Genomic DNA, 24,621 nt, shown 5'->3' with positions numbered 1-24,621 from the left:
CTTTTGCTTTTGATCTTGATCTGCCCCGTCGGAAGGCCGTACGTCAGGGGCCAAAGCGTTTTGGTTACTTTGGCGCTTTTCCAAAGTGACCCGCCGTAAGGGCGGAACCAATAGCCGCCGTTACCGCAGAAACGGATATGTACTCAGTCCAAAAAAAAGGTCGGCTGTCAGGCCGCCATCGTACGAGCGCCAGGCGTACGCAGATTCATTGTGGGAGCGAGCCCGCTCGCAAAGAGGCTCAGCGGCTACACTCAGGCGGTCAGCCGTTTACGGGAGCCCCTGATGTCCTCCAGATCTGCCAGCCCGGCCTTGCGGCTACCTTCCATCGACAGTTTGCTGCGCCATCCTGCATGTCAGCCACTGGCCGAGCGTTATGGGCGCGAGGCGCTGCTGGCCAGTTTGCGGCAACTGCTGGATGACCTGCGTGAGCCGGTCCTTTCAGGGCAACTCGACGCCATCGAAATCACCCCGGAAACCCTGGCGGGCAGGGCTGGCGAGCGCCTTGCCCGGCAGCATCGCAGCCATGTCCGCCGCGTATTCAATCTCACCGGCACCGTGCTGCACACCAACCTCGGTCGCGCGTTACTGCCGCAGGAAGCGATTGACGCGGTGCAGATGGCCGCCCGTTATCCGCTCAACCTGGAATTCGACCTGCACAGCGGCAAGCGCGGCGACCGCGACGACCTGATCGAAGGCCTGATCCGCGAGCTGACCGGCGCCGAAGCCGTGACCGTGGTCAACAACAATGCGGCCGCCGTGCTGCTGACGCTCAACAGCCTGGGGGCGCGCAAGGAAGGGATCATTTCCCGGGGCGAACTGATTGAAATCGGCGGCGCTTTCCGCATTCCCGACATCATGGCCCGGGCGGGTGTCAGGCTGCACGAAGTCGGCACCACTAACCGAACCCATGCGAGGGATTACGAAGCCGCCATTGGCCCGCGCAGTGGTCTGGTGATGCGAGTACACGCCAGCAACTACAACATTCAGGGCTTCACCACGAGCGTGCCAACTGCCGAGCTGGCAGAGCTGGCGCACCAACACGGTTTGCCGCTGCTCGAAGACCTCGGCAGCGGCAGCCTGCTGGACCTGACTCGCTGGGGCTTGCCCGCCGAACCGACGGTGCGCCAGGCTTTGCTCGACGGTGCAGACATTGTCACCTTCAGTGGCGACAAGTTGCTCGGCGGCCCTCAGGCCGGGTTGATCGTTGGTCGCAAAGACCTGATCGCCAGGATCAAGAAGAACCCGCTCAAGCGTGCGTTGCGGGTGGACAAGTTGACTTTGGCGGCCCTCGAAGCGGTGTTGGGGTTGTATCGCGATCCTGATCGGCTGGCCGAACGGCTGCCGAGCCTGCACCTGCTGACCCGGCCGCAGGCTGACATCCTTGCTCAAGCCGAACGCCTGCAACCATCATTGGCGCAGGCTGTGGGCGAGGGCTGGAGCGTCAGCGCAGTGCCGGCGCTGGGCATGATCGGCAGCGGCAGCCAACCGGTAGCTCGGTTGCCGAGCGCGGCTTTATGCCTGCAGCCACTGGTCAGTAAGCGCCTGCGCGGACGGCAATTGTTGGGGCTGGAAGCCGCGTTTCGTCATCTGGCCATTCCGGTGCTGGGCCGAATTGACGACGACGCGCTGTGGCTGGATCTGCGGCAACTGGACGACGAGCCGGCGTGGCTGGCGCAACTCGATCAACTGCAGGTGACCGGGTGATCGTTGGCACCGCAGGGCACATCGATCACGGCAAGACGTCCTTGCTGCAGGCCTTGACCGGCCAGGCGGGCGACCGTCGCCGGGAAGAGCGTGAGCGGGGCATGACCATCGACCTCGGTTATCTGTATTGCGCGCTCGAACCCGGTGCGGCCCTGACCGGTTTTATCGACGTGCCCGGTCATGAACGCTTCACCCACAACATGCTGGCCGGAGCGCAAGGCATTGATCTGGCGCTGCTGGTGGTGGCCGCCGATGACGGCGTCATGCCCCAGACCCGCGAACACCTGGCCATCGTCGAACTGTTGGGTATTCCTCGGGCATTGATTGCGATCACCAAATGCGACCGGGTCGATCCTTCCAGGGTTCAAGCCGTACGCGAACAGATCGCCACCTTGCTGGCGCCCGGCCCATATGCCGGTGCGCCGCAGATTGCGGTGTCGAACACGACGGGTGAGGGCATCGAAACGCTGCGTCAGGCTTTGCTGGATGCACAAAAAGACGTACTCCTGCGCAGTGCCCACGGCGGGTTTCGCCTGGCAATTGATCGGGCTTTCAGCGTCGCCGGCGCGGGAATTGTGGTGACCGGTACGGCGTTGTCCGGACAGGTGGCGGTCGGCGACACGCTATTGCTCGGTCCGCAGGGCAAACCGGTGCGGGTGCGCGGCCTGCATGCGCAGAATCAGGCCGCCGACAGCGCCACGGCGGGCCAGCGAGTGGCGTTGAACCTGAGCGCCGAGCGCCTGGCACTGGAGCAGATTCATCGGGGGCACTGGCTGTTGGCCGAGTGGCTGTATGCGCCGACGCAGCGGCTGGACATTGACATGCACCTGTTGGCCAGCGAAACCAGGGCATTCGAACATTTTCAGCCGGTGCACGTGCACCTCGGGACTCAGGATGTAACGGGGCGAGTGGCGTTACTGGAGGGTTCCAGCCTGGCGCCGGGTGAGCGAATGTTCGCGCAACTTCTGCTCAATGCATCCGTGCAAGCGGTGAACGGCGACCCTTTGATCCTGCGTGATCAAAGCGCTCAGCGCACCCTCGGCGGTGGCCCGGTGCTGGACCCGTTCGCGCCATCGCGACAGCGCCGAATCCCGGAGCGCCTGGCGCAATTGCAGGCGCTGGCCACGAAGACAAGTCTGGAAGACGTCTTGCCGGTGTTGCTGGCCAACAGCGACGCCGGACTTGACCCGCAGCGTCTGGAGCGTCAGTTCAACCGCCCGCGCAGCACCTGGAATTTACCCGAAGATGTCCGCCTGATCGACACGCGTCAGGGACAGCTGTTGTTCAGTGCACTGCGCTGGGAAACGCAAAAAGCACTGTTGCTGGAACATCTGGCACGCTTTCATCAACTGGAACCGGATCAAATGGGCCCGGACCGGGATCGCCTGCGCCGGTTCAGCGGCACGGCGCTGGACCGTGCGACGTTCATCAGCCTGGTCGACGAACTGTTGGCCGGCGGCACCCTCGCTGCCAGCGGACCGTGGCTGCATTTACCCGGTCATGAAGTACGGCTGAGCGCGGAGGACGAAGCCCTGTGGCAACACTTGCAACCGTTGTTCGAACAGGCAGGATTCGATCCACCGTGGGTGCGTGATCTGGGTTTCGATGAGCTGGCGGTGCGCTTGCTGCTGCGCAAGATGGCGCGCCTGGGCTTGGCGCATCAAGTGGTCCGTGACCTGTTTTATACCGATGCGATGCTGCGTCGTCTGGCGGCTATGCTTTTGCAACTGGCGGCGCAAAACGAGGTGATTCAAGTCACGGCGTTTCGCGATGCGGTGGGCCTGGGGCGCAAACGTAGCATCCAGATTCTCGAATACTTCGACCGGCTGGGCCTGACCCGACGCTTTGGCGACAAACGTCATATCCGCCTCGACAATGCCCTGGCGCAACGAGCCGAACACTGACTTCAAGGAAGGCAATCGCGCCCGGTGGCGCGGCCGGGCTTCAAACCCGGTTGGGGACGGCATCCGTTCCCGGGCAGGTTCGACTCCGGCTGCCTTCCGCCATTTTTCCTTCACAGATGCCCGAAGTTCAGCGGGTACTGGATGACCACGTACACCCGGTCGATGTCATCGCCTGCCTGGGCGGTGTTGGCTCGATGTGACACATGGGACAGTTGCAGGGACAACCCTTTGGCTGTGCCGGACTGCACGACGTAGCGCAGGTCTATGTCGCGCTCCCAATGCCGGCCGCCATCGCCTTGTTGCGGCACGTAGTCACCGACTGACTCATCAAAAGGGTGGTAGGCGCCGCCCTTGGGCGCATGGGTGCCGTCGATCTGGCTGCCCGTGACGTAACGGGTCATGAATTTCAGACCCGGAACGCCGTAGGTGCTCAAATCGAGGTCGTAACGTGCCTGCCACGAGCGTTCGTGGGCGCCGTTGAAGTCGGCGTATTTGATCGAGTTGGCGAGGTAGATCGAGTCGCCACCGACGAAGTCGAACGGCGTGTCGCCATTGATTTTTTGAAAGGCCAGGGTAAAGGCCTGCGCATCGACGGTGTACTTGCCCGACAGGCTGAACGCGGTGTTATCGATGGCACCTGCCAGCGCCTGGCCGGTGTCCCGTGTCTGGTAGAGGTTGGCGTCGAGGAAAACACTGGACTGTTTGAGGTGCAGATTGGCGTAGTACTGATGCCAGGTGTCGGTCAGTTCAGAAGCATACAGCGCACCCCCGAGCGGACTTTGGGTGAACATGTCGGCGCCGACAAAGGTGATGCCGCCGGCCTCGGTATTGGCGCCGTAACCGTAGAAGTCGTCCTTGGCTGATGAATGGTCCTGATTCTTGAACGCCGTGAAGTGTCCGGCCTGCAGCGTCGTGCCATCGAGTTCGCGACTGTTCAACAGAAAACCGCTGGCGTATTCGGGTTGCAGGCGTTTGTCTGAGGTATCGAAAACCGGGGTTTCGACCATCATTTCGCCGAAGGCCAGAGTCGTTTTCGATGCCTTGATTTTCAGCGCGCCGCCGCCACTGGAATATTCGCTTTCGCTGCGACCGTCACTGTCCAGCGGCAACAGTCCGGTGCCGGAGTGCCCCTTGCCACCGTCAAGTTTCAACCCCAGAAACCCGTGGGCGTCGAGCCCGAATCCAAGGCTTCCGGGTGTGAAACCAGATTCAAAAGAGCTGATAAACCCTTGAGCCCATTCGGCTTTGTAGTTCTTTTCCGCCGGTGACGGCGATCGATAGTCGTTGTTGAGGTAGAAGTTTCGGCTCAGCACTTCAAGCTTCGCGCCGTCCAGAAAGCCCTGCGATTCATCCGCCAGGACCATGCCCGAAAACAGCACGGGCAAGCACACGCACAACCTGCGATTGAGGTCTCGTGAGGAAAACGTCATCGATCAATCCACCGCGAGAGGAGGCGACTCCGGTGTGCCCGGAGTCGCGACTGTTACTTAATGGGCTTCGGACGCGCCGAACATGCTCTTGGCGTAGATCAGCCCCAGGCCGTAGGCGCCGCCGTTGGCAATCGAGGTCTTGACGGTTTCGTCATAGGTTTCGCCGCGAGCCCAGTCGCGTTGCAATTCAAGCAGGTATTGCAACGAAGTCATCGGCCGCGCGCCGATCTGGATCATGCGCTGCATCGCCATTTCATGGGCTTCGGTGGTGACGTCGCCACAGGCGTCGGCGATCACGTAGACCTCAAAACCCTGATCGATGGCCGACAGCGCCGGGCCGACGATGCACACGGAGGTCCACAGGCCGGCGAGGACGATTTTCTGTTTGCCGAACGCGTTCACTTCAACGGCAATGCGCTCGTCTTCCCAGGTGTTCATGCTCGTGCGGTCGATGACGTTGTGTTCCGGGAATACCGATTTGATTTCGTCGAAGATCGGGCCGGAGAAGCTTTTCTCGGCAACGGTGGTGAGAATGGTCGAGACCTTGAAGCCGCGGGCAGCCTTGGCCACCAGCGCGGCGTTGTTGCGCAGGGTCACGGCGTCGATCGACTTGGTCGCAAAGGACATCTGCGACTGGTGGTCGATCATGATCAGCGTGTGGTCGGTTGGGGTCAGCAGGGTTTTGCCGGGTACTGCTTTTGCGATAGCCATGGCGATGTCCTTTCAGGATGAGTGAGGAGGCCATGGTGGCGTAGAGTCGGGCGGGGATCTTGAACCGATGTGCTGTGTTTTGGCTTTGTTGCGGGGCGAGATCAACGAGACGCCCCGCGCGATAAACGCTATTGCGCGGGACTGCCGATCATTGCATCACGTACCGACCGGGTGCCGATGCCAGTGCAGGGTATTGCGCATTGCCGGTGTGCAGCACCGAAGGCTGGCGTTCACCGGCGTGTCCGGCCAGCCAGACGAACCAGTCATTCCACCAGCTACCGCAATGTTGCTCGGCATTCTTGAACCAGGTGTCGGGGTTTTTCGTGACCCGGTTATTGGTCCAGTAATGGCGCTTTTCCTTGGCCGGCGGGTTGATGACCCCGGCGATATGTCCTGAAGCGCCCAGTACGAAGCGCTTGGCGCCGGCCAGCAGTTCGGTGCTGGCGTAGGCGCTGCGCCACGGCACGATGTGATCGTCATGGGTGGCAAGGATGTACGCCGGGGCGTCGATGGCGCGCAAGTCGAGCTTGACGCCACAGCAGTCCAGTTCGCCGGATTTCAGATCGTTCTGCAGGTAGGTGTGGCGCAGGTACCAGCAATACATCGGACCCGGCAGATTGGTGCTGTCGTTGTTCCAGAACAGCAGGTCGAGGGCGATCGGTTTTTGACCCTTGAGGTACTTGTCGACGTTGTAGTTCCACCACAAATCATTCGGGCGCAGCAGCGAGAAGGTGTTGCCCATGTCCTCACCCTTGAACAGTCCGATCGGGCCGTCAACGCCACCGATGGTGCGCTCGCGGTAAGCCACCAGTTGCTCGTCGACGAAGATGTCGATGGGGCCCGTGTCGAGGTAATCGAGGAACGTGGTCAACAGGCTGACGCTGGCAATCTCGCGATCACCACGGGCCGCCAGCACGGCCAGCGCGGTACTCAGCAGCGTGCCGCCAATGCAGAAACCGACGCAATTGGGCCGTTGCTCGCCGCTGATTTCGCGGGTCACGTTCAGGCCTTTGATGATGCCGGTTTCGATCAGGTCATCCCAGGTGGTGCCGGCGTGTGCCTGATCGAAGTTGCGCCACGACATCAGAAACACCGGATGACCTTGTTGCAACAAATGGCGAACCATCGAGTTGTCCGGGCGCAGGTCGAGGATGTAGTACTTATTGATCGACGGCGGGACGATGAACACCGGGCGCCGGTACTGGGTTTCGCTTTGCGGGTAGTACTGAATCAGCTGGAACAGTTCATTCTCGAACACCACTTCGCCAGGGGTGCTGGCCAGGTCGACACCGACCTTGAAGGCGCCGCTGTCGCACTGGCGCATCTTGCCTTCCTGCAGGTCGCTGGCCAGGTGCAGCAGGCCCGTGAGCAGGCTGCCGCCTTGAGTCTCTGCGGCGCGCTGCAATGCATCGGGATTGCTTGCCAGAAAGTTGCTCGGTGCGCCGGCGGCGATGGCTTGTTCCACCAGATACAGCAGGCGCTGGCGTGGTTTTTTGTCTTTGATCGGGAGCTTGTCGAGCAGTTTGAGCAGGAACCCGGCGTTGAGCAGGTAAAAAGCAGCGAGGGAGCCAAACAGCGGCTCGCTCCAGTTGCCACTGGCGAAACGTCGATCTTCAAAGATGAAGGGCTGGCCGCTCATCAACCGCTGGCCGAGGTCCGCCCATTGCAGTTGATAGTCTGATTGCAGGCTGTCCAGGGTGCCGCGCGGCAGGTCGAACCACTCGTTGTATTCCTGCCCGGTGAACCACGGATTGCTGCTGACCCATAAACGTAATTGTTGCACTGCAAAGGAGGCAATGAACGGAACCTGGCCGGACCAGAAGGTATTGAAGGTGTGCGCGTTATTGTCCATGGAACTCCTTGCCCACATCAGTAAACCGGGCAGAAAAAAACCGCGGTGCCGGACTTCGGCACCGCGTCAGCAGTCAAGCAAGCAGTCCTGTGTTTCTTCTTATCGTTCGATGATCAGGCTGACGCCTTGGCCGCCGCCAATGCACAAAGTCGCCAGGCCTTTTTTGCCGTCTCGGCGAATCAGTTCGTGCACCAGCGACACCAGAATCCGCGCGCCCGACGCGCCGATCGGATGACCCAGCGCAATCGCGCCACCGTTGACGTTGACCTTGCGGGTGTCCCAGCCCAGTTCTTTGCCTACCGCCAGTGATTGCGCGGCGAACGCTTCGTTGGCTTCGATCAGGTCGAGGTCGTCCAGGCTCCAGCCAGCTTTCTCCAGCACCAGACGGGTGGCCGGGACCGGGCCTATGCCCATGATCGACGGGTCGACGCCTGCGCTGGCGTAAGCCTTGATGTATGCCAGCACCGGCAAACCGAGGGCCTGGGCCGTGGTGGCGCTGGCCAGCAGCAACACGGCGGCGCCATCGTTGAGGGTCGACGAGTTGCCGGCGGTCACGCTGCCGTCTTTCTGGAACGCCGGTTTCAGGTTGCTCAAGGCTTGCAGCGTGCTGCCCGGGCGGGGTTGTTCATCTGTGTCGAACACCAGCGGATCGCCCTTGCGCTGAGGGATCAGGATCGGCGTGATTTCACGCTTGAAGTAGCCCGCTTCGATGGCGGCGGCCGCTTTCTGTTGCGAGGCGGCGGCGAAGGCGTCCTGGTCTTCGCGGTTTAGGCTGTACCGAGTGGCCAGATTCTCCGCGGTAATGCCCATGTGGTAGTCGTTGAAGGCGTCCCACAAACCGTCCTGAATCACGCTGTCTTGCAATTGCGCATGACCCAGACGCAGGCCAGTGCGTGCCTTGGGCAGCACATAGGGCGCCAGGCTCATGTTTTCCTGACCGCCGGCAATCACCAGTTCGGCGTCGCCGCAACGGATCGCCTGTACAGCCAGTTGCACGGCCTTGAGGCCCGAGCCGCAGACCTTGTTCAGGGTCAGGGCCGGGGTGGTAAAGGGCAGGCCAGCCTTGATAGCCGTCTGGCGTGCCGGGTTTTGTCCCGAGCCTGCGGTGAGGACCTGGCCGAGGATCACTTCATCGATCTGCGCACCGTCCAGACCGGTTTCTTCCAGCAGACGGCGAATCACTGTAGCGCCCAGCTCGGTGGCTGGAATCGCGGACAAGGCACCCTGAAAACTGCCAATGGCGGTACGAGTAGCGGCAACGATTACGACTTCGTTCATGCGTGACCTCATTAAAGTGTTGTCCAGCGGGAGCAGGGCGTCCTTGCCCTGATCGGTCTACTGCATGTTCATCCCGCCGTTCACCGAGAAGTCGGCGCCGGTGCTGTAGCCCGATTCATCGGAAGCCAGCCAGGCGACGATCGAAGCGATTTCTTCGGGTTGGCCAAGGCGCCCGACCGGAGTGGCCGCGATCATGCTGTCGAGGATGTCCGGGCGGATGGCCGCGGTCATGTTGGTCTGGATGTAACCCGGCGAGACGGTGTTGACGGTCACGCCCTTGCCCGACACTTCTCGTGCCAGTGCCATGGTGAAACCGTGGATGCCGGCTTTGGCCGCACTGTAGTTGGTCTGGCCGAACTGGCCGCGTTGACCGTTGATCGAGGAGATATTGATCACCCGTCCCCAGCCTTTGGCCAACATCCCTTCAATCACCTGCTTGGTGGTGTTGAACACGCCGCTCAGGTTGGTGCCGATGACCGCGTTCCAGTCCTCGGGCGTCAGCTTGCGGAAAGAAGCATCACGCGTGATGCCGGCGTTGTTGATCAGCACATCGATCGGGCCGAATTGTTCCCGCGCCATCTCGAAGGCCTTGCGCGTTGACTCCCAATCGGTGATGTCGCCGTAGACGCACTCGAACTGGTAACCCGCCGCCAGTTGAGTGGCAATCCAGTCGTTCTTGCGGTCGGAATCGGCGCTGCAACCGACGATGACCTTGAATCCTTCCTTGTACAGGCGCTGGCTTATCGCCGTGCCAATCCCACCCATACCACCGGTGACCAACGCAATACGACCAAGCGACTTCATAAGCTCCAATCCTTTTTTGTTTTTGCGCTGCAAGATGGGAGGATTGTTCGGTATGGTCGCGGGATGCGGAAGTGTTGGGAGGTGACGGCGTGGTGTCCAAAGGTGCCATGTCCGGCTTAGTAGCATCCGGTCGACGAATGGCCTGAAACAGTGGCTAAAAATCGGGATTACCTATACTGGGATCAATATTGGCAACTGAACCACCCGTTAGTCTTTGATTCATCGCAGATCAGTCATGGCTCCGGACAGGATGTCCGGTTCCACAGGTCATTGAGGACGCCATGTATAGAATGAGCTCAGGCTATGCCAGCGTGCTGGTAAATACGCTCTCGGCTCAAGGACTGGATGTTGCCAGTCTGTGTCGGGAGGCTGGACTGGACATTGATCTTGCAAACAAACCAGGAGCGTTTTGCGAGCGAAAGGCCATCTATCGACTCTGGGAACTGGCCGCTGAGGCCTCGGACGATCCGGACATTGGGCTACGGGCCTATGGCAGTTTCCACCCCGGCAGTTTTCAGATCGTCGGCTACACCATGATGTCCAGCCTGAACCTGAAAAAAGCCCTTGAACGCCTGGTCCGTTTCAGTCCGTTGATTGGCACCGGGTTCAGCCTTTTCTTCACTTCGGAGCAGCAACATTTCCGTCTGTCCGGGCTCGACCATCAGCAGCAGGGTTCGGTCAAACCTCGGCAGTACACCGATGCCGGACTGGCATCGTTGTTGAGTTTCTGTCGCAAGCTGTCGGGCGGCAACGCACCGCACCCCTTGAGCGTTGAGTTCACTTACCCCGAACCCGAAGACACCTCCGAGCATCGACGGCTGTTTGGCTGCAATCTGCAGTTCGACGCGGCTTACGACAGCATTTTGTTTGACGGGGAGGAGCTGATGCGGCCGTTGAGCATGGCCAACGAAACGTTGGCGGTGCTGCATGACAGCTTTGCCGAGGCGCAATTGGACCTGCTGTTCGGTTTTTGCATTGTCGGCCGGATTCGCGCGCTGATTACCGAGCGCTTGAGTCAGGGGCAGGGGCAGTGCGACATGGAGTCGATCGCGGCGGCCTTGAACATCAGCAAACGAACGTTGCAACGTTCGCTGGAAAAGGAAGGGACACAATTCAAGAATGTGCTGAACGCGGTGCGTCGACAATTGGCGGATTTCTACCTGCGTCATTCGCACTTCAACATGAAGCATGTCGCGTATCTCCTTGGTTTTCATGATCACAGCAGCTTCAACAAAGCCTGTAGCCGCTGGTTTGGCATGACACCGGGGCAGTACCGCTCCGATGAATCGTTCGAGATCGAGGAAGCTGCGCCGGTGTGTGGGAGCGGGCTTGCCCGCGATGGCGATTTCACATTCAACGTTGATGTCGCCTGACGCACCGCTATCGCGGGCAAGCTCGCTCCCACAGGTTGATCATCATGGTGCAGGAGGTTTTTTCGCGCCTTTTTTGCCCTTCGCGGGTTTGCGCGTTTTTGTCGGCGTTACCGGGGCGATCGGTTCAGGGGTGACCACCGCAATTGGATCGGCTTCACCTGGCGGTTGGGTCAGGTTGAAACCCGGCAGCGGCACATCGAGCAGCGTGTGCAATTCACACCAGGACGGGTTGTCTGAGCCGCTGGTCAGCAGTTCCGGCAGCAAATTGGCGACGGCCGCCAGCACTTGTTGGCGCTCTTCGAGCCCAACCAGCATCAGGGGCAAGCTATGCAGGCTTTCCTGCGGATGGGTGGCGACCAGCAGTTTTTGCAGGCGAAGGGTTTCGCGCAGGTCCCGCGGCTCGGCACTGTAGTCCTGCTGCAGCACTTGCAATTGCAGGATCAGTTTTTCGACGCTTTGCTTACCCGGTTCATCGCTGTCACGGCCCAGCAGGAACAGGATCCGGATCAAGGCTTCCATCAAACCGCCCAGGGGCAGGGCGTCCTGGAGGCGTTCGGTCAGGACTTTATCGTGCTGCCTGGCATGCGCCTGGAGATCTCGCCCCGGGGCATTGCCGGCTAGGCTGTTGAGGACGCCATACACGCCATAAAAACTCATCTCCTGAGCGGCATCACGCAGGTCCCGATAGCCGTTCAAGGCGTCCTGTATCTGGTTGGAAAACAGTTCCTGCCAGGCCAGCAACGGATTGGACGGGCTGGCCGGATGTCGATCCTTGCTCACTTGAGCGGCACTGCCTGGCAGCCACCAGAGTGCGGGGTTCAGACTGTTCCACATCACTTGTTGCTGGTGGAACGGGTGTGCCTTGCGCATCATTTCAGCGGTCGGCTCGTTGATCAACTCACGCAACCACGGCCGTACAAATCCGTCATAAAGCGTGTTGTTGAAATCAGAGGCACGTTCGACCAGCGCGAATTCGCGATCGTCGTCACGGGGCGGCTGCACTTTACCGTGGATGTCGGCGATACGCCGTGGCTCGAAACGCACGGCGTACGGCGTATCCGAGTTTTCCGGCAGGTCATCGATGAGCATTTCATACAGCCCGCCCGGCAGTTCATTGATCGCGTCGACCGCGCCCAGCAACTCACGGTGTTCACGCCGCGCCACTTCACCCGACACGAAGATGCCCAGGTGACCGATGCTCGCGTGACGCAGGTAAACGATAGTGCGCCCGGCATTTTGCAGGGCGAGATCGCTGGGATAGACGTCGGTGATCCAGTCCAGCGCCTGTTGCGGCGAGGTGATGTTGTCGCCGTACGAGCAGAACACCACCACCGGCACTTCGATGCGCTTGAGGTCGAGCCCGCTGCTCTTGCGACCGAGGCCGCCGGACAGCTGATTACCGATGAACAGGTCGTCGACAATCTGCTCGATCTCTTCGCCATTGAGCAGGGTCGGGCTGCCCCACCAGCGCTCGAAATCGAGAAACCGTGCGGCCTCGCTGTCGACTTCGCTGAACAGGTGGTAGTACTTGCCCCACACAGCGTTGGCCGGGTCGAGGCTTTCGAAATTGCTGACCAGCCAGGTGCCGTCGAAACGGTCATTGCCCAGGTCGCTGCCCAGTCGCGCCATCCAGCCGCCGCCCAGCAAACCGCCGGTGTAGCGCATCGGGTTGCGACCGTTGACACCGGCCCAGTATGACAACGGCGCGCCGTTGACGATGATCAGTCCTGGCAGTTCCGGGCGGGTCGCCGCCAGGCCCATCAATGCCCAGCCGGCCTGGCAGTTGCCGATCACCACGGGTTTGGCGCTGGCGGGATGTCGCGCGCTGACCTCTTCGAGGAACCTCGCCTGGGCTTCAACGATGTCCGCGAGGGTTTGCCCCGGGCGTGGCGAATGGCTGAACGAGATGAAATAGGTCGGATGGCCGGCGCGCAGGCTTTCGCCGATGACCGAATCCTGTTTGAAACCGCCAATCCCCGAGCCGTGACCGCCGCGAGGGTCAATGATGATCACCGGTTGTTTTTGGCTGTCGAGCCGTTGCCCGGGGCCCGCCAGGATCTGCAGCAACGAGTAGTTGACCGGGCGAGGCAGGTCTTCGCCGGCGACCAGGGTTTCATGATTGAACTTGAGCAGCAGCGGATACCCGGCGCGTTCGTGGGCCAGGGTGTTGTCACCGCGCTGACGCAAGGTGTCCCAGAACAGCACGCTGCGTTGGCCCAGGTCGGTGAGGTATTCCTGCCAGTCAGCGGCGTTCGGCTGTTTGAGTAGCCCAAGGCTTGAAGGCGCGTAGGTTTTGGCCTGGCGCTGTTGCGTGGCGTCGAGAACGTTGAGGGTGTTGAGACGCTGGAGATGGTTCAGGTGTTCGAACAAACCGGGCGAAGCTGACAGCCCTTCATCTTGCAGTGCAATATTTTCTTCCTGGCCCATCGTGAACTCCTGACGCCATGCGTGGGAACGTCGCCCTGACTAATAGAAGCCAAGCCGCTCATCCGATTTTCACGAGTGTATAGGGAATTTCAGCCAAGGAAGCGAACTTTATTGTGCGCCGCACAAAATAGCCGTTGCCAAATGGTTTTGTGCGCTGCAATATCAAAACCAGCGCGATGACTGTCAGGATCGCTATCGCGTCCTCAGGCCCATTCGGGCCTTCCCGTACCAGGAGATTCAAGCATGTCTTTTTTCAACCCGGAAAATCTGCAAACCGCTCAGAAAGCCAACCTCGACCTGTTGCAGCAAATCAGCGGCAAAGTGTTCGCCAGCGTTGAGCAGCTGAGCCAATTGCAGTTCAAGGCACTGCGTGACTCCACCGAAGAGCATTTCGAAGGCGTCCGTAAATTGCTCGCCGTGCGCGACCCACAGGGTTTTGCTGACTTGCAGGCGTCGTTCACCCAGCCAAGCGCGCAAAGCGAACGCCTGGCCGAGTTCAATCGCCAGGTTCAGGCGCTGATCGTGGGCACGCAGTCGGACATCGCGAAGCTGACGTCGAGTCAGGTCGAGGCGGGCACCCAGCAGGTGAATGAGTTTGTTGAATCGATCAGCAAGAATGCACCGGCCGGCTCCGAGCCTGTAGTGGCTGCATTCAAGTCGGGCCTGGCGAATGCCGGTACCGTGTTTGAAAGTGCACAGAAAGCCGTGAAACAGGCAGCTGATGTGGCTCAGAGCAATTTCGACGCTGCGACCGCCGCGACCCGGAAAGCGGCACCGGAAGCCAATGCCAAGGCCACCAGCGGTAACAAGTAAGTCAAATCAGGCCGGCAGCACCAATGGCGACGGGCTTATTCCCCGTCGCCATTTTTTTTCGTGCCGTTTTCTGCTTCAGGTTTGCCGGTGAACAGGCCGAACATGTTTTGTGTGTTCAGGTAGAGCGCCTTGGACTGGTCGACATACTGACGCATGAGGTCCTGCATGACCGGCGCTTGCTGGTGCATGAAGGTGCTCCAGGCCTCGGACGATTGCGCGCCTGTCTGGGACTGGATGTCGATCACGGTCTGAATGCTTTTATCGAGGTAGCTGCCCAGTACACCCTGATAAGGACCGTAGAACTGGATAATCCCCATCAGCATATCGCTGGTGAAAATTGGCTCACCGCCGCTTTCCGCTTCCAGAATCACCTGCAGCAGGATGCTGCGAGTCAGATCTTCGCCAGATTTTGCATCGACCACCTGAAACGCAATCTTGTCGACGACCAACTGGCGTATGTCCGCCAGGGTCAGGTGACTGCTGGTGTGGGTGTCATACAGTCGGCGATTGGGGTACTTCTTGATCAGGCGGGGGGTGTTCCGACTGTTATCTGGCATGCGGGGCGTCTCGTGGCGAGCCTGGTTTGCAGGCATCTTAACCTACTATGGCTACGGCCGCGGGGCGGTGTAGGGGGAGGGATGCCACGCTAGAGATCTTTATTGGTTCGGGGCCCTCATCGCGGGCAAGCCCGCTCCCACAGGGGTTCTCTGTGAATGCAGCATTTGTGAGCAACAGAGATCACTGTGGGAGCGGGCTTGCCCGCGATGAGGCCCTTCATAACACGCCTACTCCAACAGAAAAAAGGAGACTGCGCCGTCAAGCGAGTCCCCCTTTTTTGAAACCTGAATCGGGTTACCAGATCGGCAACGTGTAGCTGACGATCAAACGGTTTTCATCCAGATCACTGCCAAAGTTGGTCGAGCGCACTGTCGCATTGCGCCATTTCACGCCGACGTTCTTCAGCGGCCCGCTCTGCACGACATACCCGATATCGGTATCGCGCTCCCATTCCTTGCCTTCCGGGCGGTTGCCGCCCAGGTCGATATTGTCACCGGTGATGTAGCGGGTCATGAACGTCAGGCCGGGGATGCCGAGGGCGGCAAAGTTGTAGTCGTAACGGGCTTGCCAGGATTTTTCATCCTTGCTGGCGAAGTCGCCGATCTGCACAAAATTCACCAGGAACGCATCGGTGCCATTGACGTAGGCATACCCGGTGTCGCCGCTCATGCCTTGATAACCCAGGCCGAACGCATGCCCGCCGAGGCTGTAAGTGAACATTGCGCCAATCGCATTGTTATCGACATTGCTGCCGCCATCATCGGTAGAGCGGGCGAAACGCAGGTCGGTCTTCAACGACTGGCCGGTGGTGACCGGCAACACGTAGCTCAGGTTGACCAGGTGCTGGCTGTAGAAATTGTCGAGGTGACCGTAGCTGTAACCGGTGGCGAGGTTACTGGTCCATTTGTAGTTGAGGCTGGCGAAATCGAAGCTGTCGCTGTCCAGATGGCGGCTGGTGATGCCTTTGGCGCCGGTGCGGGTGATGCCCATGTCCTCGTAGTCCGAGGAGTCGCGCTGGTTGACCTGCGTCAGTCGACCGGCATCCACGCTCAGGCCTTCGACTTCCAGCGAAGTCAGCTGACCGCCCTTGAAGGTTTGCGGCAGCAGACGCGAATCGTTGGCCAGTACCGTCGGCAGCTTGGGCAGCAATGTGCCGAGTTTCAGCGTGCTTTTGGAGGCGCGCACTTTGGCGGTTAGGCCCAGTTCACCGTATTCGTCCTGAGCGCCTTTGCGCGTATCGCGATGGCGCTGGAGCACGCCGGAACCGGCGCGATCCGGGCTGGAGTCGAGTTTGACGCCCATCAGGCCGATCGCATCGAAACCGACCCCGATCAACCCCTCGGTAAAGCCGGATTCGTAGCGCAACAGGAAGCCCTGCGCCCATTCCTCCTGTTTCGATTGCGCCGCGTTGGCCTGACGATAGTCGCGGTTGAAGTAGAAGTTACGCAGCTCGAGGCTGGCTTTGCTGTCCTTGATAAAGTCAGCAGAGGCGGGGGCCGAGAGGCTGATGACGCCACCGGCCAGCAACAGTCGGGTAGCGAGAATGCGGGTGTTGCGATCCATGGTGAAGCCCCTTTGTTTTTATTATGGAATGACGGCTTACGCAGCCCTCGCCAACCGGGCGAGGGCCTATCAATAAAAAACGCGAGCGCCGAAAAGAGAGGAGCGTGGCGCCGCGTGCGGTTCAATCGTTAGAACTGCTCGGCACTCAGACCGAACAAGGAGGCACTGCCGGCGCGAATCGACTGTTCGAGGCTCAAAATGCGCGGCAGCAAGCGATGGATGTAGAAGTCGGCGGTTGCAATCTTCGCCCCGTAGAACGCTTCGTCGTCGCCGCGTTTTTGCCGGGCAACCTGTGCCATGCGCGCCCACAACCAGGCGTAGGCGACATAACCGAACAGGTGCAGATACTCCACGGAAGCGGCGCCGATTTCGTTGCGGTTGGTCGCCGCTCGGTCCTGCAACCAGTCGCTCAAGTCTTCCAGGCGCTGCACGGCATCGAACAGTTGCGCGGAGTAGGGCGCATCAGGCTGGTGGGCGAAATGGCGAATCTCGCCGGTGAACTGACGCAGCGCGGCGCCGTTGTCGGCCAGCACTTTGCGTCCGAGCAGGTCCAGCGCCTGAATGCCATTGGTGCCTTCATAGATCTGTGCGATACGCACGTCGCGGACCAATTGTTCCTGGCCCCATTCGCGGATGTAGCCATGGCCGCCGAACACTTGCTGGCCATTGATGCAGCTCTCCAGACCGGTGTCAGTGAAGAACGCCTTGGCAATCGGCGTCAGCAGCGCGACCAGGGTCTGTGCGCTGTCGCGTTCTTGTGCGTCATCGGAGAACTTCGCCAGATCGAGCTGCTGCCCGACATAACTGGCGAACGCGCGGCCACCTTCGGTCATGGCTTTCATGCTGAGCAGCATGCGGCGCACGTCGGGGTGGACGATGATCGGGTCGGCGACTTTGTCCGGGGCCATGGCGCCGGTCGGGGCGCGGCTCTGGATGCGTTCACGGGCGTACGCCACGGCGCTCTGGTAGGACGCTTCGGCGCAGCCAATGCCCTGAATGCCGATGGACAGGCGTTCGTAGTTCATCATGGTGAACATCGCCGCGAGGCCTTTGTTGGCTTCGCCCACCAGCCATCCGCTGGCACCGTCGAAGTTCATCACGCACGTGGCCGAGGCCTTGATGCCCATCTTGTGTTCGATCGAACCGCAACTCACGGCGTTGGCGTCACCGAGGGAACCGTCGGCATTCACCAGCACTTTTGGCACCACAAACAGCGAGATGCCTTTTGGCCCGGCCGGTGCGTCGGGCAGTTTGGCCAGCACCAGATGGATGATGTTTTCGGTCAGGTCCTGATCGCCACCGGTGATGAAGATCTTGCTGCCGGTGATGCTGAAACTACCGTCGGCCCGAGGTTCGGCGCGGGTGCGGATGAGCCCCAGATCAGTGCCGGCATGGGCTTCGGTCAGGCACATGGAGCCGGCCCAGCGACCTTCATACATCGGCGGCAAGTACAGGTCTTTCAAGCTGTCGCTGGCGTGAGCATCCAATGCCAGGCAGGCCCCGGAACTCAATGCCGAGTACAGCGCGAAGCTTGAATTGGCGCCGTAGAGCATCTCTTCAAACTGCACGGCCAGCATCTTTGGCATGCCCATGCCGCCGTATTCGGTGTTACCGGACAAACCGACCCAGCCACCTTCGATGTACGTGGCATACGCCTGTTTGAAGCCGATCGGCGTCGTCACCTGACCTTCGTGCCACTGCGCGCCTTCTTCGTCGCCGCTGCGGTTCAAGGGGGCGATCAGGTGCGCGGTGACTTTCCCCGCTTCCTCCAGGATCGCGTCGGCGATGCCGGCATCGATGTTGTCAGCCAGGGCAGGCAGGCGCGCCCACAGGGCCGGGGCGTCGAACACTTCATGCAGGACGAAGCGCAGGTCGCGCAGGGGGGCTTTGAATTCGGGCATAACGTGAACCTCGACAGGACGGTTGTGCACGGCGCCGCAAACGGGCGCCGTGCCTTTCAATCAATGACTGGAAGCGGCGGCAGCACCAAGGCCGGTCTGGGCGCGTACAAACTGGTCGGCGTAGGCATCGCGTTCCTTGTCGGCCCGCACGCTGCGGTCGAGTCGGGACACGACGACGATCACCAGGAACGCCAACGGCATGGAGAACAGCGCCGGGTGGTCGTACGGGAAGATCGCGTGAGCATGACCGAGCACGGTTACCCACACGGCCGGGGACAGGATCACCAGCACCAGTGCACAGATCAGGCCGGCGAAACCGCCGATGATCGCGCCTTTGGTGGTCAGGCCTTTCCAGTACATGGCCATGATCAGCACCGGGAAGTTGGTCGAGGCGGCGATGCCAAAGGTCAGGCCCACCAGGAACGCGACGTTCATCTTCTCGAACAGGATGCCCAGCAGAATCGCAATGATGCCCAGGCCTACGGTGGCCATGCGGGTCACGCGCATTTCCTGTTTCTGGGTGGCCTTGCCTTTCTTGAACACGGTGGCGTAGAGGTCGTGGGAAATCGCCGACGCACCGGCCAGGGCCAGCCCGGAGACCACTGCAAGAATGGTGGCGAAGGCCACGGCCGAGAGGAACCCGAAGAACAGGTTGCCGCCCACCGCTTTGGCCAGGTGCATCGCGACCATGTTGCCGCCACCGATCAAGGCACCGCCGACTTCGCCGTTAACGTAGTACTGCGGATCGGTGCCGATGATCACCATCGCGGCGAAGCCCAGGGTGCACACCACCAGGAAGAAGAAACCAATGAAACCGGTGGCGTAGAACACCGATTTACGCGCTTCCTTGGCGTTGGGCACGGTGAAGAAGCGCATCAGAATGTGCGGCAAGCCGGCGATGCCGAACACCAGGCCGAGGGACATCGACGCCGTGTTGATCGGGTCGGCGAGCATTGAGCCGGGGCCCATGATGTTCCAGCCGCTGGCGTGCGCCTCGACTGCTTTGGTGGCGAGGGTTTCGTAGCTGAAACCGAACTGCGACATGGCCATGACCGCGAGCGTCGTGCCGCCGGCAAGCAACAGCACAGCCTTGATGATCTGCACCCAGGTCGTTGCGATCATGCCGCCGAAAATCACGTATACCAGCATCAACGCACCAACGATCACCACGGCTACCGGGTAGTCGAGGCCGAAGAGCAATTTGATCAACTGGCCGGCACCGACCATCTGCACGATCAGGTAGCAGCACACCACCGTCAACGAACCGAACGCAGCGAAGATCCGCACTTTGTTCTGGTCCAGACGATAGGAAACGATATCGGCAAAGGTATAGCGCCCCAGATTGCGCAGGCGCTCGGCCATCAGGAAGGTGATGATCGGCCAGCCGACAAAGAAGCCGATGGTGTAGATGAAACCGTCATAACCCTTGGCGAACACCAGGCTCGACAGCCCCAGCAAAGTGGCGGCGGACATGTAGTCACCGGCAATCGCCAGGCCGTTTTGAAACCCGGTGATGCCACCGCCGGCGGTGTAGAAGTCCGAGGTGGATTTGGTCTGGCGCGCGGCCCACCAGGTGATCGCCAGCGTACCGAGGACGAACACGAAGAACATGCCGATGGCATGCAGGTTCAGCGGTTGTTTTTCTATGGCACCCAACGCAGGTGCGGCGAACACAGCGGAAGCCGGCAACAGGCAGGCTGCGGCGAGGATGAGTTTACGCATCACTTGCTCTCCTCAAGAATGGCGGCGCCCAGTGCATCGAAGCGCGTGTTGGCGCTGTAGACATACCAGCCGGTCAGCAGCCAGGAAAAGATAATGATCGCCGCGCCAACCGGCATGCCCAGGGTCAACATCCGATGCTCGCCGAGGGGTGCGTGCAGCCACTGCGGGGCAAACGCCACCACGAACATGAACAGGTAATAAGTGCCCAGCACGGCAGCACTCAACGACCAGGCCAGGCGCGAACGGCTGCTGACCAGTTGAAGGAATTTCGGATTGGTCCGAATACGTTCACAGCGTTGGGTATCGGTTGCATGGATGTCGATCATGGTGCGCTCCACATTGTTGTTGTTATCGGTGTGAGAGGGGCTGAGCAGGCCGAATCCGGCCTGCACGAGCCCGAAGCGGCAGGTAAGACACCTGCCGCCTTGTAGGTGAAACGTGGGTGAGGGTTAGAGGGCCTTGGCCCTGTCGCGCAGCACGTACTTCTGGATCTTGCCGGTGGAAGTCTTCGGCAGCAGGGTGAAAATCACCGTGCGCGGGACTTTGAAACCGGCCAGGTGCTCACGGCAGAAACTGATGATGTCGGCTTCGCGAACGTCCTGGTGATCCGCCTTCAAGGTGATGAAGGCGCAGGGCGTTTCGCCCCATTTTTCATCGGGACGGGCGACCACCGCGGCTTCCATCACGCCCGGATGGCGGTAGAGCACGCCTTCGAGTTCGATGGTAGAGATGTTCTCGCCACCGGAGATGATGATGTCTTTGAGGCGGTCCTTGATCTCGACATAACCGTCCGGGTGACACACCGCCAGGTCGCCGGTATGGAACCAGCCGCCCTCGAACGCTTCGGCGGTGGCCGTCGGGTTTTTCAGGTAGCCCTTCATCACGGTATTGCCGCGCATGAACACTTCACCGATGGTCTGGCCATCGCGCGGGGTCGGCTCCAATGTCTTCGAATCGCCGACCATCACCCCTTCGAGTGTCGGGTAGCGCACGCCCTGACGGGATTTGATCTGCGCACGTTCATCCAGTGGCAGTTCATCCCATTCGGCATGCCAGGCACACAGGGTCACCGGGCCATAGGTTTCGGTCAGGCCGTAGACGTGGGTGACCTTGATGCCCATTTCTTCCACGGCGCCGATGACTTTGGCCGGTGGTGCAGCACCGGCGACCATGGCGTTGACCGGGTGATCGATGGCTGCCTTCGCCGATTCCGGCATGTTGACCAGCGCATTGAGCACGATCGGCGCGCCGCACAGGTGGGTGACCTGGTGTTCGCGGATCAGCGTCAGGATTTTCTGTGGATCGACCCGGCGCAGGAACACATGCACCCCGGCCATCGCGGTGATGGTCCACGGGTAGCACCAGCCGTTGCAATGGAACATCGGCAGGGTCCAGAGGTACACCGGATGGTTGCCCATGGCCCAGGTCATCTGGTTGCCCAAGGCATTCAGATATGCGCCGCGGTGGTGATAGACCACGCCTTTCGGATTGCCGGTGGTGCCGGAGGTGTAGTTCAGCGAGATGGCTTGCCACTCGTTGGCCGGCCATTGCCAGGCGAACGCCGGGTCGCCTTCGGCCAGCAACGCTTCATAGTCCAGATCGCTGACAGCCTGACCTTCGCCGTATTCCGGGTCGTTCACGTCGATCACCAGCGGCGGATGATCGAGCATGCCGATGGCGGCGTGAATCACGTCATGGAACTCGCGGTCGGTGATCAGCACCTTGGCCTCGCCATGCTGCAGCATGAAGGCAATGGCTTCGGCATCCAGGCGTACGTTGAGCGGGTTGAGCACGGCGCCGATCATCGGTACGCCAAAATGCACTTCAAGCATTTCCGGGATGTTGGGCAACATCACCGCCACGGTGTCGTTCTTGCCGATGCCGCGACCGGCCAGCGCCGAGGCCAGGCGTCGGCAACGGGCGTAGGTCTGCGCCCAGGTGCGGCGAATGGAACCGTGGATGACGGCGGGGTAGTCGGGGTAAACGTTGGCAGTGCGCTCAAGGAAGCTGAGCGGAGACAAGGCGATGTGATTGACAGCCGAAGGGCCTAGCCCTTGTTCATAGATCGACATGTGCGGGTACTCGGTGGCTGATTGTTAGCTCTATCGGTGGCCTTTCAGCGTAGCCGCTGAGGTCACCTTTTATGTCCGGTGTGCTTTATATAACAATCCACCACCAATATGGAAGTACAACCTATAGCGTATAGGATATGTACTATATTAAATGCTTCGTGACCTAAATGACTGCAGTCATGCCGCCAAGGCCGGTATATCCTTGGCTTCCCCAACGAGGCGGACCTGTGATGACCCTGACTCCCGTTCGATTGCACAGCTGGTTGCGTCTGCAGCGCGAGGCCGTGCCTCTGGCCGCTCGAGCCGATGCGTTGTGCCGGGCCTTGCAGGATTGCCCCGAGGTGCGTCGCGCGGTTTACCTGAGCTGGCAACCCCGTGCGCGGATTTACAGCCATGAAGGCGCCGCCCAGCATTTTCCACCGGGCCAGGGCGACCCTTCGCAGGCCAGCGATCAGTTGCTGTACGAGCGGCTGCTGGAAGCGGGGCGGCTTGATCTGGCGCAAGTACGGCAACTCGATTGCTGGCTGGCCGGTCGACTGCGCCGCGCCGCCATCAGCCATGGCCAGGTGTTTGATCTGGCGTTGATGCCTGGCCAGGCGGGCCTGTTGCTGGTGGAAGTGTGCGAGGGCGTGAGTTTCGATTGGCTGGGTTGGGTGCAGGATCTGCTGACGACCTTGCTCAGCAGCGTCAACGGCATGCTGCGCAGCTCGCCGCTGTTGGGCCACGATCCGCAGCCGAGCCTGTTGCTTGACGCGCAGGGCCGGCCGCAGGAATTCAACGCGGCGTTGCTGGCGCTGCTGGCCGAAAAGCCGCTGACCGACGTACTGGGATTTCTGCCGGTCAATCATCGGGTGCTGGTGCGCGCCTGCCTGGACCAGCAACGCGCGATTGAAGGGGTCGAAGCCCAGTTCGAAGCGCAGATTCTGATCTGGACGTTCATTCCCGATCCCCAGGACAACCGTGTGCTCGCCCGTTGTCGCGACGCCACCGCGCAAGTGCTGGCCGAACGCGAAGCGACCCAGGCGCGGCGGCTCTACCGGTTGATCATCGAGAACACCACCGACCTGATTTCCCGGCACACACCGGACGGTTGTTTTCTCGATGCCTCACCCGCCTCATGGACGTTGCTCGGTTACTGGCCGGAAGAGTTGCGCGGGCAAATGGCCCAAGGCCTGTTCCATGGCCAGGACCTGGCCAGCCTGGTGCAGCGCGCCCGCGATGCGCTGGAGCAGGATGGTTATCACACGATGACGTACCGCATTCGCCATCGGGACGGACATTACCTGTGGTTCGAAACCGCCAGTCGAGCGATTCGTGAAACCTACACCGGCACGGTGGTCGAGGTGGTCAGCGTCTCCCGGGACATTACCGCCCGCGTGCAGGCCGAAGAGAACAAGCGGCGCCTGGCCGAAGTCGTCGAGGCCAACATCGACCCGGTGCTGTTTATCGACCCTGAGGGGCAAGTCACTTACCTCAACCCGGCGGCACGCCGCATCCTTGGCATCGACGAGCAACAGCCGATGCCGGTCCTTGGGCAACTGTTTGCCAGCGCGGACCTGACACGCCTGCAACGTGACGGCTGGAGCGGCGCCGAACGCGACGGCGTCTGGAGCACCGATGCGCGCTTGCAACCACCGGGCGGTGGCGCGTCGGTGCCGGTGTCGCTGGTGCTGTTGGCACATCGTTCCGCCGGCGGCGAGCGCTACTATTCCCTGGTGGCGCGGGACATGACCGAACGTGAACTGCGCGAAGTGCAGCAGCGCCGCCATCAAGATGAACTGGCGCACACCGCACGCCTGGTCACCCTCGGCGAACTGGCCTCGGGCATTGCCCACGAAATCAATCAGCCGCTGGCCGCGGTGGTCAACTATGCCAATGCCAGCCAGCGCTATTTGCAGACCGTGGACTCCAATCCACAAGCCGCCGCCCGGGTCGCGCAAGGGCTGGAACGCATTACCCATCACGCTACCCATGCCTCGGAAGTGATCCGCCGTTTGCGCGCGTTTCTACGCAAAGGCCAGCGCCGCATGCAGGCACTGAATGTCACCGACGTCGCCCGCGAAGCCGTACGTTTGTGTGCCTGGGAGGCGAGCAATTGCCAAGTGACAATCGAGGATCGACTGCCGGATAATCTTCCGCCGGTTTATGCCGACCGGGTATTGCTGGAACAAGTCCTGCTCAATCTGTTGCGCAATGCCATCGATGCCAACCGCGAACAACATCCGGGCCAGCCGTCGCTGATCGTGATGACGGCGGGGCAGGGCAGCGCCGCCACCGTGGACATCAACGTACAAGACGAGGGGCCCGGTGTGAGCGAGCCGGAACTGGAGCAGATCTTTACCCCGTTCTATACCAGCAAGGCTGATGGCCTGGGGCTCGGGTTGTCCATGAGCCGCAGCATCATCGAAGGTTTCGGCGGCGAATTGCAGGCCCGCCGCCAACCGGTCGGGCTGCTGATGTGCTGTCGCTTGCCGCTTGCCGGTCCAACAAAACAACAACAGGAATAATG

The 24,621-nt window shown here is 60.8% G+C and carries 17 protein-coding genes and 1 tRNA gene; 6 read left to right on the top strand and 12 right to left on the bottom strand.

The window, feature by feature from the left end; all coding sequences use genetic code 11:
* Window positions 1–282: 282 nt before the first annotated feature.
* The 3 genes from selA (at window position 283) to Q7W83_RS15150 (ending at window position 3,710) form a co-directional block, all read left to right on the top strand.
* A complete protein-coding gene (selA, locus tag Q7W83_RS15160; protein WP_150629559.1) occupies window positions 283–1,704 on the top strand; it encodes an L-seryl-tRNA(Sec) selenium transferase in 1,422 nt (473 codons plus the stop codon).
* The gene (selB, locus tag Q7W83_RS15155; RefSeq protein WP_150653420.1) at window positions 1,701–3,608 is read left to right on the top strand and encodes a selenocysteine-specific translation elongation factor; all 1,908 of its coding nucleotides are present in this window, start codon (window positions 1,701–1,703) and stop codon (window positions 3,606–3,608) included. Before selA ends, selB begins: the two co-directional genes overlap by 4 nt.
* Before the next feature lie 6 nt (window positions 3,609–3,614).
* A tRNA-Sec gene (locus tag Q7W83_RS15150) sits at window positions 3,615–3,710 on the top strand.
* Between the two features lie 8 nt (window positions 3,711–3,718).
* Here the strand turns inward: Q7W83_RS15150 and Q7W83_RS15145 are convergent.
* The 5 genes from Q7W83_RS15145 to phbB form a co-directional block, all read right to left on the bottom strand.
* Window positions 3,719–5,038, bottom strand: a complete 1,320-nt coding sequence (locus Q7W83_RS15145) for an OprD family porin (RefSeq protein WP_150653419.1) — start codon at window positions 5,036–5,038, stop codon at window positions 3,719–3,721.
* Window positions 5,039–5,095: 57 nt separating this feature from the next.
* Window positions 5,096–5,749 carry a hydrolase gene (locus tag Q7W83_RS15140; protein WP_150629553.1) on the bottom strand — a complete coding sequence of 218 codons (654 nt, stop codon included), beginning with the start codon at window positions 5,747–5,749 and terminating at the stop codon, window positions 5,096–5,098.
* Between the two features lie 148 nt (window positions 5,750–5,897).
* The gene (gene phaC / locus Q7W83_RS15135; protein ID WP_473656287.1) at window positions 5,898–7,601 is read right to left on the bottom strand and encodes a class I poly(R)-hydroxyalkanoic acid synthase; all 1,704 of its coding nucleotides are present in this window, start codon (window positions 7,599–7,601) and stop codon (window positions 5,898–5,900) included.
* 99 nt (window positions 7,602–7,700) lie between these two features.
* Window positions 7,701–8,879 (bottom strand): acetyl-CoA C-acetyltransferase, encoded by a 1,179-nt coding sequence (locus Q7W83_RS15130; RefSeq protein WP_473656286.1) that lies wholly within the window; start codon window positions 8,877–8,879, stop codon window positions 7,701–7,703.
* A 57-nt stretch (window positions 8,880–8,936) separates the two neighbouring features.
* Window positions 8,937–9,683 (bottom strand): acetoacetyl-CoA reductase, encoded by a 747-nt coding sequence (phbB, locus tag Q7W83_RS15125; RefSeq protein WP_458377405.1) that lies wholly within the window; start codon window positions 9,681–9,683, stop codon window positions 8,937–8,939.
* 281 nt (window positions 9,684–9,964) lie between these two features.
* On the opposite strand from phbB, the gene Q7W83_RS15120 reads away from it, so the two are divergent.
* Window positions 9,965–11,056, top strand: coding sequence for an AraC family transcriptional regulator (locus Q7W83_RS15120; protein ID WP_473656285.1), 1,092 nt, complete (start codon window positions 9,965–9,967; stop codon window positions 11,054–11,056).
* A gap of 42 nt (window positions 11,057–11,098) precedes the next feature.
* Here the strand turns inward: Q7W83_RS15120 and Q7W83_RS15115 are convergent, their stop codons facing one another.
* The gene (locus Q7W83_RS15115; protein ID WP_473656284.1) at window positions 11,099–13,483 is read right to left on the bottom strand and encodes a DUF3141 domain-containing protein; all 2,385 of its coding nucleotides are present in this window, start codon (window positions 13,481–13,483) and stop codon (window positions 11,099–11,101) included.
* Window positions 13,484–13,726: 243 nt separating this feature from the next.
* On the opposite strand from Q7W83_RS15115, the gene phaP reads away from it, so the two are divergent.
* Window positions 13,727–14,296, top strand: coding sequence for a TIGR01841 family phasin (gene phaP / locus Q7W83_RS15110; RefSeq protein WP_150629541.1), 570 nt, complete (start codon window positions 13,727–13,729; stop codon window positions 14,294–14,296).
* A 35-nt stretch (window positions 14,297–14,331) separates the two neighbouring features.
* Here phaP and phaR read toward each other — a convergent pair whose 3' ends face one another.
* From phaR to Q7W83_RS15080, 6 genes are all read right to left on the bottom strand, one after another.
* Window positions 14,332–14,853 (bottom strand): polyhydroxyalkanoate synthesis repressor PhaR, encoded by a 522-nt coding sequence (phaR, locus tag Q7W83_RS15105; RefSeq protein WP_150629539.1) that lies wholly within the window; start codon window positions 14,851–14,853, stop codon window positions 14,332–14,334.
* Window positions 14,854–15,148: 295 nt separating this feature from the next.
* Entirely contained in the window at window positions 15,149–16,417 is a 1,269-nt protein-coding gene (locus tag Q7W83_RS15100) for an OprD family porin (RefSeq protein WP_150653415.1), read from the bottom strand.
* Between the two features lie 128 nt (window positions 16,418–16,545).
* Window positions 16,546–18,318 carry an acyl-CoA dehydrogenase C-terminal domain-containing protein gene (locus Q7W83_RS15095; protein ID WP_150629535.1) on the bottom strand — a complete coding sequence of 591 codons (1,773 nt, stop codon included), beginning with the start codon at window positions 18,316–18,318 and terminating at the stop codon, window positions 16,546–16,548.
* A 60-nt stretch (window positions 18,319–18,378) separates the two neighbouring features.
* The gene (locus Q7W83_RS15090; protein ID WP_150629533.1) at window positions 18,379–20,040 is read right to left on the bottom strand and encodes a cation acetate symporter; all 1,662 of its coding nucleotides are present in this window, start codon (window positions 20,038–20,040) and stop codon (window positions 18,379–18,381) included.
* Window positions 20,040–20,366, bottom strand: coding sequence for a DUF485 domain-containing protein (locus Q7W83_RS15085; protein WP_150629531.1), 327 nt, complete (start codon window positions 20,364–20,366; stop codon window positions 20,040–20,042). Before Q7W83_RS15085 ends, Q7W83_RS15090 begins: the two co-directional genes overlap by 1 nt.
* A gap of 123 nt (window positions 20,367–20,489) precedes the next feature.
* The gene (locus Q7W83_RS15080; RefSeq protein WP_150629529.1) at window positions 20,490–22,112 is read right to left on the bottom strand and encodes an acyl-CoA synthetase; all 1,623 of its coding nucleotides are present in this window, start codon (window positions 22,110–22,112) and stop codon (window positions 20,490–20,492) included.
* Window positions 22,113–22,342: 230 nt separating this feature from the next.
* Between Q7W83_RS15080 and Q7W83_RS15075 the strand changes: the two genes are divergently transcribed.
* A complete protein-coding gene (locus Q7W83_RS15075; protein WP_150653412.1) occupies window positions 22,343–24,619 on the top strand; it encodes a PAS domain-containing sensor histidine kinase in 2,277 nt (758 codons plus the stop codon).
* The last annotated feature ends 2 nt before the right edge of the window (window positions 24,620–24,621 follow it).

This window comes from Pseudomonas sp. 300, from assembly GCF_055803035.1.
The sequence above is the reverse complement of the archived record's forward strand: the minus strand, read 5'-3'. Positions and strand labels throughout refer to the sequence as shown.

Coding starts and splice junctions, on each gene's coding strand:
- selA (WP_150629559.1), top strand. CDS start 283: ATGTCCTCCAGATCTGCCAGCCCGGCCTTGCGGCTACCTTCCATCGAC.
- phaP (WP_150629541.1), top strand. CDS start 13,727: ATGTCTTTTTTCAACCCGGAAAATCTGCAAACCGCTCAGAAAGCCAAC.
- phaC (WP_473656287.1), bottom strand. CDS start 7,601: ATGGACAATAACGCGCACACCTTCAATACCTTCTGGTCCGGCCAGGTT.
- Q7W83_RS15100 (WP_150653415.1), bottom strand. CDS start 16,417: ATGGATCGCAACACCCGCATTCTCGCTACCCGACTGTTGCTGGCCGGT.
- Q7W83_RS15095 (WP_150629535.1), bottom strand. CDS start 18,318: ATGCCCGAATTCAAAGCCCCCCTGCGCGACCTGCGCTTCGTCCTGCAT.
- Q7W83_RS15115 (WP_473656284.1), bottom strand. CDS start 13,483: ATGGGCCAGGAAGAAAATATTGCACTGCAAGATGAAGGGCTGTCAGCT.
- Q7W83_RS15130 (WP_473656286.1), bottom strand. CDS start 8,879: ATGAACGAAGTCGTAATCGTTGCCGCTACTCGTACCGCCATTGGCAGT.
- Q7W83_RS15145 (WP_150653419.1), bottom strand. CDS start 5,038: ATGACGTTTTCCTCACGAGACCTCAATCGCAGGTTGTGCGTGTGCTTG.
- Q7W83_RS15085 (WP_150629531.1), bottom strand. CDS start 20,366: ATGATCGACATCCATGCAACCGATACCCAACGCTGTGAACGTATTCGG.
- phbB (WP_458377405.1), bottom strand. CDS start 9,683: ATGAAGTCGCTTGGTCGTATTGCGTTGGTCACCGGTGGTATGGGTGGG.
- Q7W83_RS15075 (WP_150653412.1), top strand. CDS start 22,343: ATGACCCTGACTCCCGTTCGATTGCACAGCTGGTTGCGTCTGCAGCGC.
- Q7W83_RS15080 (WP_150629529.1), bottom strand. CDS start 22,112: ATGTCGATCTATGAACAAGGGCTAGGCCCTTCGGCTGTCAATCACATC.
- Q7W83_RS15090 (WP_150629533.1), bottom strand. CDS start 20,040: ATGCGTAAACTCATCCTCGCCGCAGCCTGCCTGTTGCCGGCTTCCGCT.
- phaR (WP_150629539.1), bottom strand. CDS start 14,853: ATGCCAGATAACAGTCGGAACACCCCCCGCCTGATCAAGAAGTACCCC.
- Q7W83_RS15140 (WP_150629553.1), bottom strand. CDS start 5,749: ATGGCTATCGCAAAAGCAGTACCCGGCAAAACCCTGCTGACCCCAACC.
- Q7W83_RS15120 (WP_473656285.1), top strand. CDS start 9,965: ATGTATAGAATGAGCTCAGGCTATGCCAGCGTGCTGGTAAATACGCTC.